A 15,897-nucleotide genomic window follows, 5' to 3' on the forward strand; every position below is an offset into this window, starting at 1 on the left:
TAAGATATGTTTGATAATAAGAATGAATTAGAAGCAAGACAGGAGATTCTTGGTATTGTAGATGAGTACTGCAAGAAGTACCATAACCAGAAACAGTATAAGGAAGGCGACAGAATATCATATGCCAGCAGAGTATATGACAGCAAGGAAATGATGAATCTTGTTGATTCAGCACTTGAATTCTGGCTTACAGCAGGCCGTTATACAGATGAATTTGAGAAGAAGCTTGGAGAATATCTCGGAGTAAAGTATGTATCAGTAGTAAACTCTGGTTCATCTGCCAACCTCAATGCATTTATGGCACTTACATCACCACTTCTCGGAGACAGAAGAATCAGGAGAGGTGATGAGATTATCACAGTAGCAGCAGGTTTCCCTACAACAATAACACCGGCTATCCAGTATGGTGCAGTACCTGTATTTGTTGATGTTACTATTCCACAGTACAACATTGATGTTACAAAGCTTGAGGATGCACTTTCAGACAAGACTAAGGCTGTTATGATTGCACATACACTTGGTAATCCATTTGACCTTTCAGCAGTAAAGGCATTTTGTGACAAGCACAATCTCTGGCTTGTAGAAGATAACTGTGACGCACTTGGTTCTAAGTACACAATCAATGGAGAAGAGAAGTTCACAGGAACTATCGGTGATATCGGAACAAGCAGTTTCTATCCACCACACCATATGACAATGGGTGAAGGAGGAGCAGTATATACTAATAATGCACTTCTTAATAAGTGTATCCGTTCATTCAGAGACTGGGGACGTGACTGTGTATGCCCATCAGGAAAGGACAACCTCTGTGGACACAGATTTGACAAGCAGTATGGAGAACTTCCATTAGGATATGACCACAAGTATGTATATTCACATTTTGGATATAATCTTAAAGCAACAGATATGCAGGCAGCGGTAGGCTGTGCACAGCTTGAGAAGTTCCCATCATTTGTTGAGAGAAGAAGACATAACTTTGACAGATTAAGAGCAGCACTTGCAGATATAGAGGATAAGGTAATTCTTCCTGTACCATGTGAGAACTCAAGACCAAGCTGGTTCGGATTCCTTATAACAGTAAAGGAAGGAATTGACAGAAAGGCAGTAGTTGAGTATGTAGAGAGCCATGGAGTACAGACAAGAAATCTTTTTGCGGGAAATCTTATAAAACACCCATGCTTTGATGAGATGAGAGCAACAGGAGAAGGCTACAGAGTAGTAGGCGGACTTGATACAACAGACAGAATTATGAGAGATACATTCTGGGTAGGAGTATATCCAGGAATGACAGATGAGATGATTGATTATATGGCTAAGACTATTAAGGAAGCTGTTAGATAATATTTTAATAAAGAACTGAGTGAGTATAATGATAGAATCAAAAAAGGAAATGAAACAGTGGATTGAACTTGAAAGAAAGATATGGATAAAAAGAAATTATCCATCAGGAGTAAAGAAAAAGGTCTTTCGGAAGGAGCTTTTATTTCAATCAGTATTAAGACATGCAGAATATTATTCAAATGTTAAAGGTGCATCTAAAATTATAGGCATTTACTGGAAAATATTATTTAAGATAATGAGTTCAAGACATAATGTCATGATACCACTAAATGTATTTGGAAAGGGGCTGTTAATTGCTCATTTGCAGAATATAGTGGTTTCATCAAATTCTACTGTTGGACGAAATTGCTGTTTATTTCATGGAACAACTATTGGAATATCATTAGGAAAAGATGATAATGGAAAGTGTCCAGTGATTGGTGATGGTGTAACAATATGCGCAGGAGCAGGTGTTTTTGGTGATATACAAATTGCAGATGATGTAATGATAGCTTCTAATGCTGTTGTAGTTAAAAATATTGAAACTTGTGGAGCTGTTGTAGGTGGAGTGCCAGCAAAGATTATTGGTATGAATTCAGGCTGGAATATGAACCAATTTGTTAAAGGCATAGAAGAGGAATAAGGAGACTACCAATGAATATTGTTTATTATAGTAGCGATTTATTTTCGGAGATGTGTGGAGTTGCTATACAATCTTTATGTGAAAACAATAAGGATGCCGATGATATAAATATATATGTAGTTGAAGATAACATATCGGATGAAAATAAAAAAAGATTAAATAATATTGTACAACATTTTTCAAGAAAGATTTTTTTTATAAAGAAACCAGAACAGAAAGATTTGTATCCAGAAGTAAAGTATGATTTGGGACATACATATGCAAGAATGGCTTTGGCAGAGATATTACCTTCAAATGTTGACAGGGTATTAAGCCTGGATAGTGACACACTTGTATTGGATTCTATACAGGAAATGTACAATACAGCTTTTGAAAAAGATCAGATTGTTGCAGGTGTATATGATTGTGTAGGCACGGCAATACAAAAAAGAGTTTTACAGGCGTCAGATTCGATGAAATATTGCAATGCGGGTGTATTATTGATTGATTTGAAAAAATGGAGAGAAAAAAACATAGGTCAGAAACTTGTAGATAAAATATTACAGGGTATAGAGAATAATGAAACAATGTTTTTTTTAGAACAGGATATATTGAATATAGTTTTAGATGGACATATTAAGTTGTTAGAACCACAATATAATATGCTTACATCTATATACATATTTGGTTATGATGAAATTATAAAAATGAAAAAGCCAGTCGAATATTATACCAAAAATCAAATTATAAGGGCAAAGAAAAAGCCGGCAATAATTCATGCAACTACATGTTTTTATGTGAGGAAACGTATGTGGATAGAGAAGAGTGACAGTCCATATGCTGTTTTATATGCACAATATCGAAAAGAAACAGAGTGGAATCACATGGAATTTTGTAAAGACACAAGAGGCTTGAAAAAGAAATTATATGGTGGAATATGGCATATAATGCCTAGAAAGGCGGCTGTATGTATAGCTGCTTTTATGATTAATTGTGTAAGACCAACATATGCTAAAATTACTGTAAAAATGAATTTGCCTACAATAGCCAAACAATCATAAGGAAAGAGATAAGATAGTTAAAATGAAAAATCAGCCAGTATTAACAATTGCAATTCCAATATATAATGGAGAAAGAACAATTAAGAATATGTTGGACATTTTGATGCCACAATGTAATGAAAAAATAGAGGTTTTAGTGTCTGATAATTGTTCAACAGATAGCACTCCTAATATTATAAAAGAATATCAGAATAAATGGGGAAATATAAGTTATTGGTGCAATGAAACAAATTTAAAAACTGATAGAAATTGCATAAAATGTCTTCAAAAAGCTAAGGGAAAGTATACCTGGCTAATGTCAGATGATGATATTATAATGGAGAATGCAGTTGATAAAATTCTTAAATTTATTGAAAACGGTGATGATATGGGATTAATATATGTTACTACAAGAGATTTTAGGAATAAATATATTGATTCTGAATCATGTCAAAAGCATGAACCTGAAGCAATGAATGATATCTGTACAAAAGATAAAAAATTATTTATGAAATATGCAGGTTATTATTGGGGTTTTTTAGCTTCGTTTATATGTAATACGGATAATTTTAAAAAAATAGAAAATCCAGAACAGTATGCGGATACATATTGGTTGCAATCATATATACATGCATTGTGCGCCAAAGGGGAAGATACTAAACTTGGGATTGTAAAAGGTCCATGTGTTGGCGCTGGTATATATGTTAATACGCCTAATTTTGATTCTGCTTTAATTAATGGAGTTTATTATAAAAAAATGATTGATTTTATGATAAATGAGATTGGTTTTGACAAGAAACAATTGAATCAAATGTATAAAAATCGAACATGCCATCTTTTTATTCATGATATTCTTAAGGAAAAAGCTTCTGGAATACATAAAATGAATTATAAAACCATGTATTTATGCACTCGAAAATATGTGAAAGCATGGGTGATGGTGTATCCATGTATGTTTGTTCCTAGCTTTATTTGTTCAAAATTGATGAAAAAATATAGAAAAAGACTTAGAATAAAAGATGATATAAGAATTAACAGACCAGAATAGGTAATTAATGATATGATTTGTTTTTAAAAGGAGCTAGTTAATGATAAATGAAAATAATAAAAGGCTGATAAATATAATGCTCATTATATGCGTAATCCCGTTTTTAGTTCCAAGAGGGATTATGGAAACTGGTGGTAATCTTTTAAATAGCATATTATATTATTTTAGATTATTTGTTATATTTTTTCTATTAATATGTTGCATCTTATATAAGATAAGATTTTGCATGATTACATGGTTATCCATTTTGTTTTACTTTTTGAATATAGTGATATGTATAATTAGACATACTGACACTTCTGCAGATATTTCGAATTTTATTTATGTGTTTGGTATGGTTTTGATTATGGAGTTTGCTTTATATAATGATATATCATGTTTTATAAAGAATATGGCAATAATTATTGGAATAATAATTGTTGCTAATTTTATCACGATTGTTATGCACCCAGGTGGATTATATACAGACAGTAGAGGATGGAAGGCAAATTGGGTAATGGGTTATTATAATTCACATATTTTTACATATTTACCATGGCTGGCATTCTCATATATGTATATATATAAACTAAGAGGCAAATTGTCTGTCATGGGAATTGGTCTGTTTGTATTTACAATATGTGGAATTTATATGGCTGGTTCGAAAACATCTTTAGTGGCATTAGGTATTGCTTTTATTATAATGGTTTTTTCATTAAAGGCTTTTAAACTTAATCTGCCAAATGTATTTGTGTTTTTTATTATTTCTTTTGTTATTAGTTACTTGATAATATTTATGAATTTTCAGGAGAATTTTTCGGCTATATTATATAAATATTTAAATAGAGATTCATCTTTTACAGGAAGAACTATAATATGGGCTTTGGCACTCAAATCAATATCGCGTCATCCTATATTAGGAAATGGAAATGTTAGTTACAATTTAACAACCTGGACTACTACACAGGCACATAATACATACCTGAATATAATGGTTCAACAGGGATTATTGGGACTTATGTTATTTGGAATTATTGTTTTTATTGTTAGTCATAAATTAAAGCAATATAAAGAACATCCGTATACAAAGGTATTAACCATAATACTTGTTGCGTATTTTGTTGATTTTATAACAGAAATGTATCAGATGCCGCATTTATTATTTTGTGTGATATTTTTGGCATACAATATTGATAAAATCGTTGATTTAATGCCAGTTAAATTTGATAAAGATTCTAAAACAATTAAAAAGAAAATAAAAATCAAAATATAGAAGGTAAATAAAATGAAAGTATATTGCTGCTTTAGCTTATATAATTTATATATTGCGGTTGCAAAAGCAATGGTACAAAATGAGAAAATTGATTTGGTGATAGGTTCTCAGATGCCAGATTACAAAAATAAGATTGAAACCATAAAGTCATTGGATTTTATAAATGATATATATGTGTTTGATAGTGTAGACTACAAAAATATTAAATATAAAAATATATTTGATAAGATAGTAAATCAAAAAAATTACGAGAATAAATATATTAACACTAAATTAAAAATAGATTGGACTAAGTATAAGGATAATATTTTTCTGTTTAATGATTTTGAAATTTTAGGCTGGTATTTTGTAAATAATCAAATCAGATATCATTTAATTGAGGACGGATTGAATTTCTTTAAATACTTTAATAAATATTATCAAGTGAATAAAGTGGATTATGATATAAATAGTTTAAAAGTCAGATTGAAAAATAAATTGAATATAGGACACAGAGCTTTTGGAACAAATCAATATGTAATTGATATTGAAGTAAATGATAAAAATGGTCTGGCAATTGATAGGGAAAATATAATAGAAATACCACGAAAAGGAATTAATGACAAACTGACATTACAGCAAAAGAAACTAATATATGGTATATTCTGTAAACAAAAAATAATAAATAATAATTGTAATAAAACACTTTTGCTGTGTACCCAGCCATTATCAGAAGATGGACAGCTACAAAATCTGGAACAGCAAATGCAAATATATGAAGATATAATAAAAGAGTATACTGGAATGGGGTACACCATAACAATAAAGCCTCATCCTAGGGATAAAGCAGATTATAGTAATTTATGTGAGAAATATAACTGCTTATACATAGATAAGTACATACCTACAGAGGTTTTAAATTATGATGACAGTGTATTTTATGATTTAGCTTTATCAATTACTACGACGGCTATAGAAACATTGGAATTTGTTAGAGAAAGAAAATATCTTGGTTTTGAATTTCTTGAAAGGTATAAATGATGTTAGAAAAAACAAAAAAAATATATAATAAAATGTCTATTGCTTCCAAGGCAGCATTGTGGTTTACGATATGTGGATTTGTGCAAAAGGGCATTAGTTTTATAACAGTTCCAATTTTTACAAGATTACTCACAACTGAGCAATATGGAGTAGTAAGTATTTTTTACTCATGGGAAAGTATTTTTATTATTTTTTGTACACTAAATTTGTTTAGTGGTGTATTTAATAATGGAATGATTAAATATGAAAATGACAGAGATGGATTCTTATCTTCAATGCAAGGTCTTGTAAGTACACTTACATTGTGTATGTTATTATTGTATTTGCTATTTTTTAAAAAATTATCATTATGGATTGAAATCAGCAGAGTTCTGATTATAGTAATGTTTATGGAGATTTTAGCAAATTCAGCTTTTTCGTTTTGGTCTGCTAAACAGAGATTTGAGTTTAAATACAGGAATATGGTTATTTTAACTTTGGTTGTTTCTGTTTTAAGCCCTTTAGTAGCGGCAGTTTCTGTTATAAATACTCCAGATAAATTTGGTGCTGATGTTAGAATAATTAGCTCTGCTTGTATTGTAATTGTTTTTTATGGAATTATATATATAATTAACTATATAAAAGGTAAAAATTTTTTTTCAAAAAAGTATTGGATATATGCATTAAAATTTAATATACCATTAGTTCCACATTATTTGTCTACTTTGATTTTGTCTCAGTCAGACAGAATTATGATTAGTAAAATGATAGGAATGGCTGAGGCAGGTATATACGGGTTATCGCATAATTTAGCTATGATATTAAATATATTGACAACATCAATTAATAACGCGTTCGCACCTTGGATATATCAAAGATTAAAAGAAGAGAAATATAGAGATATTTCATCTGTGTGTAATAAGCTTTTTTTGTTTGTTGCAGTAGCATTGGCTTTTATGATGGCATTTTCACCGGAGGTAATTAGTATTTTAGCACCTAGTGAATACTATGATGCTGTATATGTTATTCCTCCGTTAGCAATAAGTTTATATTTTATGTTTATGTACCAGATATTTGCTAATGTAGAATTTTATTTTGAAAAAAATAAATTTATAATGTTGGCATCTATTTTTAGCGCAGGTTTTAATGTTTTTTTAAATTATATTTTTATAAAAAAATTAGGATATATAGCTGCTGGATATACAACATTAGTATGTTATGTTATATTAGGAATATCACATTACATATTTTCTGATAAAGTTGCAAAAAAATGTATTAAGGATAACATACATTTATTTGATATAAAAATAGTAATCGGAATATCATGTATTTTAATGGTTTTTGGATTGATTATGTTACTTTTATATAAAAATTTGCTTTTAAGATATGGCTTAATATTAATAATGTGTATGATTTTCTTTATTAAAAGAAAAGATATATATAAATTTATTGTATCAATTAGGAGGTAAAACAATGAAAATAATAGGAGTAATACCGGCACGATATAAAAGCTCAAGATTTCCAGGTAAACCGTTAGCTGATATTTGTGGAAAACCTATGATATGGTGGGTTTATCAGCAGTGTAAAAAGGTGAAGGATTTTTCAGAAGTATATGTTGCAACTGATGATGACAAAATATATGAGGAATGTCAGGCATTAGGAATTCAGGTAATCATGACATCTGATAAACATAAAACTGGTACTGATAGAATTGGTGAAGTAGCAGAAAAGATACCAGCGGATTTGATTGTTAATATACAGGGAGATGAACCATTGTTAGAGCCAGATACTATAAGGGCTGCAATAGAACCATTTTATACAAATCCGGATTTGCAGGTTTCAAATTTAATGACTAAAATAAATGACCCGGTGGATGTTGTGAATTTCACAGTACCGAAGGTAATAACAAATAAAGAGAATATAGGAATATATTTAACAAGATCTACAGCACCGTATCCAAAAGGAAGTATTGAATATAACTATTATAAACAGGTTTGTGTATATGGATTCAAGCCTGAAGCATTAAAGTTTTATTGCGAATATGGGAAAAAATATGGAAAGGCTAAAATTGAGAAAATAGAAGATATAGAGATTCTTAGATTTATAGAGAATGGTTATAAAGTACAGTACATAGAAGTTGATTCTGATACTGTAGCAGTAGATACACCGAATGATTTAGAGAGAGTCAGAGAAATTGTTGCGAACAGATTAAACAATAAAAAATAAGAGATAATTATGTTAAATGAATTTAAAAGCAAATTAGAAAATGGTGAATTTGTTTATGGTGTTTTTGTGAAAACATCTGATCCTATGTTTAATGAGATTATAGGAATATCTGGTTATGATTATGTGATTTTAGATACAGAACATGGTCCTACAGATATAGAAAATCAACAAAATAATATAAGAGCATGTGAATTAAGGGGAATACTTCCAATTGTCAGAGTTCCATATATAGATGATAATGTCATTGGAAAAGCATTAGATATAGGGGCAATGGGAATACAAATTTCACAGATAAGATGTGCTGAGGATGTCAAAAAAGTTATAAAATATGCTAAATTTTATCCAGAGGGAGAAAGAGGCGTATGCCGTTTTGTCAGAGCAGCAGATTATTCATCTTTAAACAGAAATGCCTTTTTTAAAAAAGAAAATGAAAAAATTATTATAATTCAATTAGAAGGCAAAGAGGCAATTGATAATTTAGATGAAATTTTAGAAGTTGATGGCTATGATATTATATTTATTGGACCATATGATTTATCTCAGTCATTAGGAGTTCCAGGACAGATTAGTCATCCTAAGGTTTTGGCGGCTATGGTAGACATTGTAGAAAAAGCTAAAGCAAAGAATAAAGTGATAGGAACTTTTACAGATGACTATAGTATGGTTGAAAAATGGAAAAGCCTGGGCGTTCAGTATATTAGCTATTCAACAGATTCTGGTATTTTCTCTGATGCATCTAAAAATATTTTGCGGAATTTGAAGTCTGTTGGTATTAAAAGCAGACATGGTAAGGTCCTGGATTGCACATTAAATGAGTACTATGTAGTCAATAAAAGAAAATTTAATGATTCTGTGAATGATAAAATTATATCAAAATTATATGATTCGGGCGTTGATTTTATTGAATATGGTTATTTGGTTGATAATAATAATGAAAATTCTAATTCGCAATTTTTGAGTATCAATTCAATAAATGAAAAGTTTCCTTCAGAAATCAAGCTAAAATTAATAGCTTCTATTAATTATGGACAGTACGATGTAAATAATTTGGAACAATATAGCTTTGGTAACATTAAAAATATTAAATATACATTCAAGAAAAAAGATATTAAAGCTTCGTTACATGAGTGTAAAATGATGAAGGAAAAAGGATATAATGTTATGATGTATCCTTTAGCTATTTCTGAATATTCTGATTCTGAGTTGATATATCTTATGAATATGTGTAATGAATTAGAAGTCTATTCTTTGCATATTGTTGATAGTTTTGGTTCAATGAAAAGCAAAAATGTTATCAAGTATATTAGTATGATGAAACAATATTTAGATGAAAGTATTATAATAGGATTTCATTCTTATAATAATATGCAGTTATCATTTTCGAATGCAACAATTTTATTAGAACAAGTTGACAGGGAAGTTATATTAGATTGCTCGGTTCATGGTATAGGTATAGGAGCTGGTAATTTAAATACAGAAATTATTTTGGAATATCTTAATGAAAATTATCAGGGACAATATAATGATAGAAATATATTGGAAATAAATGATCAATTTATAGAAAATATATATGCTGATAAGCCATGGGGGTATTCTTTACCTAATTATTTAGCAGCTAAGCATCAGTGCAATACGGATTATGCATATTATCTGAGCCAAAAAAATAATCTTACTATTGATGAGATTGATGATATTTTTGATATGTTAGATAATGAAAAGAAAGTTGATTTTGATAAAGAATATATTGAACAATTATATTTATCGTATTTCGAATCAAAAGACAGCATAATAGATGATTTTAACAAGGTTAAAAACATATTTAAAGGCAAAAATGTTATTATGATATGTCCTGGTAAAACATCTGAAACACATTATAATAAATTAGCATCATTAAATCTGGAAGATTATGTGCTTGTATCAATAAATTTTGAATATAAATTGCATCCCGTGGATTATTTATTTGTGGGAAATAGTCGTCGAATGAAAGAGATTAGAAAAGATTTGTATAAAAAAGTTATTGCATCATCTAATGTTCCATCAGGTAATGTATTTGCAAAAATTAATTATTCGTCTTTATTAAATAAGACAGAATATGTAAAAGATAATTCAGGTTTGATGTTTCTTAAGCTTTTATCTATGTGTGATGTTAACAGTGTTAAGATTATAGGAATGGATGGCTATTTACATAAGCACGATGATAATTATATTTCTGATGATTTAATGTTTGTTTTAGAAGAAGATATAGCAGAACAGATTAATCTAGGAGTAAAATTAGAAATAAAAAAATTAAAAAAAGAATTATCTATTGAAATAATATAATGTTTTGCTAAAAAGGGGCTGTCGCTTTAACGATTGAAAATCGTTGAGGTATGAAAGCCCCTTTTTAGTTGTAGGTAATATAAATATCTCTATGTAGGAATTTTATTAAAATATGAATTTTTTGTGAATGAAGCTTGAACAATTTGTGCAAAAATGGTAATATTGATTTAAATTTTGAATTTTGATTATTCATAATTCACAATTGTATGCATATTTGGAAAAAGGAGAGGAAAATGTCATGCAAAGAATCAGAAAAGTTTTTGCAAAAGTTGTTGCTGGATTATTAGTCGTAAGTAATCTTGCAATAGTAGCACCAAGTATGACTTATGCAGCATCTGCATCAGGTTTTACTACTTATGGTGGATGGAATGAAATGATGTATGCAACTATCAAAGGTGTTAAGGATGCCGATGTTACTGCAGTATCATATTCAGGTCCAGTTAGTGGTTCTCTTACAGGAGAGGACTTTGAGTATCTTGTCAGAGATACAGCTGACGGAGCAAGAGTTGATGTAATGGGGTTAAAGCCAGGTACATATACTCTTAATGTTACTACTAAGACAGGTACATATACACAGTCAGGAATTGAGGTTAATGCACAGGATAGATCGGGATATGCGCATTACAATTATACTGATGGTGTAGGTGCTTATAATGATGATGGTACATTAAAGGATAACGCAATTGTTCTTTATGTAACAGATGAAAACAAGAATACAGTTACACTTTCTTATGGTGGAGTAACAGTTTCAGGCATTGGTAATATTCTTAACTCAGTCGGTAAGGCATGTGGTGAAGCAGGTCATGAGACAGAGTGTAAGAAGGTATCGAAAGGAAAGACATATTACGGCAAGGGTAATACTAATCAGGGTATTCTCCAGTTACTTGCTGAGAATAATATACCATTAGTAATTCGTATGGTCGGAGCAGTATCAGAATCTGGTCTTTATAAGACAGGAACATGGGCAGCAGCTAATGCAGGCCTTATTGATGGCCTTACAGATTATGATTCTAATGATTATGGCGGAAGTGTTGGCGACAACGGTCATATGGCACGTATGAAGTCAGCAAAGGATGTAACAATTGAAGGTGTTGGTACAGATGCAGCTATGGATGGATGGGGAATTCATTTTATGTCTGAGACATCAACAACAGCAGCTGGATTAGGAAAGAACTTTGAGGTTCGTAATCTTACATTTATGAATCAGCCAGAAGATGCTATTGGTATGGAAGGTGTTCAGGAAGGCTCTGTTATAACAGCTCCAGTTGAAAGATGCTGGATCCACAACAATGAGTTTTACAGCCCTTCTATAACAGGACCTGCAGAATCAGATAAGGCTGAAGGTGATGGATCATGTGATTTCAAGCGTGGTGAATATTTAACAGTTTCATATAACTACTTTGAAGGATGTCATAAGACTAACCTTGTTGGTTCATCAGATACATCGTTACAGTATAATCTTACATATCATCATAATATCTGGAAGGGATGTAAAGCAAGACAGCCTCTTGGACGCCAGGCTAATATGCATTTCTACAATAACCAGTTTATAGGAACAACAGATTATGCAATGAATACAAGAGCCAATGCTTACATATATTCAGAGTACAATTTGTTTTTTATGACAAAGAATCCTATGGATGTAAGATCAGGAGCAATTAAAAGCTATAATGATTCATTTTCGTCTTGTATTGGAGCAATGACAGGAACAGTTGTTACAGATAAGTCAACTAAGGTTACATCTGGCAACAAGTATGAGAATTTTGATACAGATGCAGCACTTTCATATATTCCTAGTGGAACTTATCAGTTACAGACAAGTGTTACAGATGCAGCCAAGGTTCTTAAGGCATACAATGGCTGCATGCCAGAGAAAGTTAAGAAAACAGAGAATGTTACTGCTTCAGAGTGTTCATTGTTATCATATTGTGCACCTGGTGTAACACCAATTAATATATCTGATTATCCATATACAGCAGAGCCAGGAAAGCTTAGCAAGACTGTATATGCATTCACGGTAGGTGGAACAGTAGATGTTACTGTATCATTTGCATCAGAAGATTTAACTACAACAGGTTGTCTTGTTAATGAGACTGGTGAGTGCTTCCAGGTAGGAAGTGGTACTGTTACAGGTCTTCCGGCTGGAACGTATATGGTTATGCCATATAATGTTCAGTCAGGTGGTAATGGAGTTAATCCGGCAGCAGGTACATTTAAGGATATGACTATTAATTCAATTACAATTAATGCGGCTGATCCTAATGCACATTATCATCATTATGTATCAGAGGTAACTAAGCAGGCTACATGTGCAGAAGAAGGCGTTATTACATATACATGTACAGCAACTAATGGAACTTGTGATAAGAAGACTTATACAGAGGTGATTCCAAAGACAGCTCATACATATGGCGAATGGAAAGTAGTTAAAGAAGCAACAGAGACGGAAGAAGGACTTAAGAGTCATTCTTGTACAGTATGCGGGGCTGAAGAAACAGCATCTATTCCAAAGAAGGGTTCAACAGGTGGAACAGAGACACCAGAAGTACCAACAGGAGATTCTAAGGTACATAATTTTACAACATCAGGTGCAAATAGTTCATTCTTTGTAATTTCTGGTAATCTTGCATCAAACAAGGGAACAGTAACGTATAATGGACTTACACTTACACAGTGCCTTAAGATGGAGTCATCAACAAGCATTAAGTTTACAGCATCATCAAAGGGAACACTTACACTTGTATTTGGAGAAAGTGGTAAGAATGTAAAGATTAACGGAAAAAAGAATGCATCAGATTCTAATTGCATAGTAACAGTTGATGTTGCAGCTGGAAGTGTAGAGATAACAAAGGGAGATACAATGAATCTTTTCTATATAATTTACACACCAGAGAAGACAATACCAACACCAGATCCAGTTGAAAAGAAGAATGGCCTTAGTAAGGCGGAAGATGGAAATTACTATTATTATGCAGATGATGTGGTAGATACAAGCTTTACAGGATTTGCAGACTGTGACAATGAAAGAATGTATGTAAAGAATGGTAAAGTTGACACAACATATACAAGTGTAGAACAGGATGGAGCAGACTGGGTATATGTAGAAAATGGAAAGATAAGATATGACTATACAGGAATCAGACAGAACTCAAACGGCTGGTGGAGGATAGAGGACGGAAAAGTTAATTTTAACTTCACAGGATTAGCAGATAATGAGAATGGAAGATTTTATATCCAGAACGGAAAAGTTAATTTTGAATATACGAATTTAATTCAGGATGGAGCAGACTGGGTATATGTAAAGAATGGTCATGTAAAAAATGATTACACAGGATTTGCAGAAAATGAAAATGGAAGATTTTATCTTGAAAATGGAAAGGTAAATTTCGAATATACAAATGTAATTCAGGATGGAGCAGACTGGGTATATGTAGAGAAAGGTCATGTAAATACTAATTATACAGGAATCAGACAGAATGCAAATGGCTGGTGGAGAATAAAAGACGGAAAAGTAGATTTTAGTTATACAGGACTGGCAGATAACGAAAATGGAAGATTCTACATAGAGAACGGAAAAGTTAATTTTAAATATACGAATTTAATTCAGGATGGAGCAGACTGGGTATATGTAAAGAATGGTCATGTGCAAAGCAATTACACAGGGTTTGCGACAAATGAAAACGGAAGATTTTATCTCGAAAATGGAAAGGTAAATTTCGGATATACAAATGTAATTCAGGATGGCTCAGACTGGGTATATGTAAAAGGTGGTTATATAAGATATGACTATACAGGAATCAGACAGAATGCAAATGGCTGGTGGAGAATAGAGAACGGAAAAGTTAACTTTAAATACAATGGCGTTGCAAGCAATGAAAATGGAATGTTTTATCTTGAAAATGGTTTAGTAAAATTTAATTATACTGGAACATATATTCAGAATGGAATAAAGTATAATATTGTTAACGGTGTTGTAAAAGGAAAAGAAAATGTGTTAACAGTGATGAGAATGCCAAATTCTGTATTAACTAATAGTATAAAAATGGTAATATAATATATCATGTTGTGATTATCGTATAAGCACAAAAAATATCCATATGTTTAAAATTGAATAAGAAATTAAAATAAGCAATAGTCAGTTTGCGATGGCTATTGCTTATTTTTTATGTATAAAAAGTTGACGAAAATAGTCGATAATGTTAAAATGACGAATGGTAAATTGTAACATAAGATTAATTGTGAAATTATAATCTGATATTTGAGAGAAAGAGAGTATTATCAATGAAAGTTGTTTTACTGGCTGGAGGTTTCGGAACAAGAATAAGTGAAGAAAGTCAGTTTAAGCCAAAGCCAATGATAGAGATAGGAGGAAAGCCAATTCTCTGGCATATTATGAAGAAATATGCTTATTATGGTTTTGATGAGTTTATTATATGTGCAGGATATAAGCAGTATGTAATTAAAGAATGGTTTGCGGATTATTTCCTTCACAACAGTGATATTACGTTTGACTTCACAAAGGGTTCTAACGATATGATTATTCACGAGCAGCATTGTGAGCCATGGAAGGTTACAGTAGTTGATACAGGTCTTAATACAATGACTGGAGGACGAATCAAGCGTATCCAGAAATATGTAGGGGACGAGCCATTCCTTATGACATATGGAGACGGTGTCTGTGATGTAGACATGAACAAGCTTGTTGAGTTCCATAAGGAGCATGGCAAGATTGCTACTCTTACAGCCGTAATGCTTGAACAGCAGAAGGGTGTACTTGATATCGGAGGAGACAACGCTGTTAAGTCATTCAGAGAGAAGAGCCATACAGACGGTGCACCTATCAATGCAGGTTATATGGTGCTTAATCCTGAAATATTTGACTATATTGATGGTGATGACACTGTATTTGAGAGAGAACCACTAGAAAGACTTGCAAAGGAAGGTCAGTTAATGTCCTATATGCATAAGGGCTTCTGGCAGTGCATGGATACCAAGAGAGAGATGGATATGCTCGAGAAGTATCTTGCAACTGGAACAGCTCCTTGGAAGAAATGGGACTAAGCCGGGAGGA

Annotated in this window: 11 protein-coding genes; all 11 read left to right on the forward strand. The window is 31.6% G+C overall.

The features are described 5' to 3' along the window. Nucleotides 1-6: 6 nt before the first annotated feature. The 11 genes from rfbH to rfbF all read left to right on the forward strand — a co-directional run bounded on the left by rfbH (nucleotide 7) and on the right by rfbF (nucleotide 15,887). Nucleotides 7-1,341 (forward strand): lipopolysaccharide biosynthesis protein RfbH, encoded by a 1,335-nt coding sequence (rfbH, locus tag GKE48_RS11855; RefSeq protein WP_154301156.1) that lies wholly within the window; start codon nucleotides 7-9, stop codon nucleotides 1,339-1,341. A gap of 28 nt (nucleotides 1,342-1,369) precedes the next feature. Then, nucleotides 1,370-1,963, forward strand: coding sequence for an LbetaH domain-containing protein (locus tag GKE48_RS11860; RefSeq protein ID WP_118149291.1), 594 nt, complete (start codon nucleotides 1,370-1,372; stop codon nucleotides 1,961-1,963). An 11-nt stretch (nucleotides 1,964-1,974) separates the two neighbouring features. Beyond that, complete coding sequence (locus GKE48_RS11865; protein ID WP_118010199.1) at nucleotides 1,975-3,003, forward strand: glycosyltransferase family 8 protein; 1,029 nt, start codon at nucleotides 1,975-1,977, stop codon at nucleotides 3,001-3,003. Between the two features lie 22 nt (nucleotides 3,004-3,025). Further along, nucleotides 3,026-4,030 carry a glycosyltransferase family 2 protein gene (locus GKE48_RS11870; protein WP_118010200.1) on the forward strand — a complete coding sequence of 335 codons (1,005 nt, stop codon included), beginning with the start codon at nucleotides 3,026-3,028 and terminating at the stop codon, nucleotides 4,028-4,030. Nucleotides 4,031-4,421: 391 nt separating this feature from the next. After that, nucleotides 4,422-5,282, forward strand: a complete 861-nt coding sequence (locus GKE48_RS11875) for an O-antigen ligase family protein (protein WP_173016934.1) — start codon at nucleotides 4,422-4,424, stop codon at nucleotides 5,280-5,282. Between the two features lie 12 nt (nucleotides 5,283-5,294). Then, entirely contained in the window at nucleotides 5,295-6,302 is a 1,008-nt protein-coding gene (locus tag GKE48_RS11880; RefSeq protein WP_154301158.1) for a polysialyltransferase family glycosyltransferase, read from the forward strand. Further along, nucleotides 6,299-7,750 carry a lipopolysaccharide biosynthesis protein gene (locus tag GKE48_RS11885; protein WP_154301159.1) on the forward strand — a complete coding sequence of 484 codons (1,452 nt, stop codon included), beginning with the start codon at nucleotides 6,299-6,301 and terminating at the stop codon, nucleotides 7,748-7,750. The genes GKE48_RS11880 and GKE48_RS11885 overlap by 4 nt, the downstream gene beginning before the upstream one ends. Nucleotides 7,751-7,754: 4 nt before the next feature. Continuing rightward, the gene (gene kdsB, locus GKE48_RS11890) at nucleotides 7,755-8,507 is read left to right on the forward strand and encodes a 3-deoxy-manno-octulosonate cytidylyltransferase (RefSeq protein WP_118010203.1); all 753 of its coding nucleotides are present in this window, start codon (nucleotides 7,755-7,757) and stop codon (nucleotides 8,505-8,507) included. Nucleotides 8,508-8,516: 9 nt separating this feature from the next. Then, nucleotides 8,517-10,826, forward strand: coding sequence for an aldolase/citrate lyase family protein (locus GKE48_RS14605; RefSeq protein WP_118371376.1), 2,310 nt, complete (start codon nucleotides 8,517-8,519; stop codon nucleotides 10,824-10,826). Between the two features lie 238 nt (nucleotides 10,827-11,064). Then, complete coding sequence (locus tag GKE48_RS11900) at nucleotides 11,065-14,880, forward strand: pectate lyase family protein (RefSeq protein ID WP_154301160.1); 3,816 nt, start codon at nucleotides 11,065-11,067, stop codon at nucleotides 14,878-14,880. A 227-nt stretch (nucleotides 14,881-15,107) separates the two neighbouring features. Next, nucleotides 15,108-15,887, forward strand: coding sequence for a glucose-1-phosphate cytidylyltransferase (rfbF, locus tag GKE48_RS11905; protein WP_154301154.1), 780 nt, complete (start codon nucleotides 15,108-15,110; stop codon nucleotides 15,885-15,887). Nucleotides 15,888-15,897 lie beyond the last annotated feature (10 nt).

Origin of the sequence: Lachnospira eligens, from assembly GCF_009680455.1 — a bacterium.
Lineage (GTDB): Bacteria > Bacillota > Clostridia > Lachnospirales > Lachnospiraceae > Lachnospira > Lachnospira eligens_A.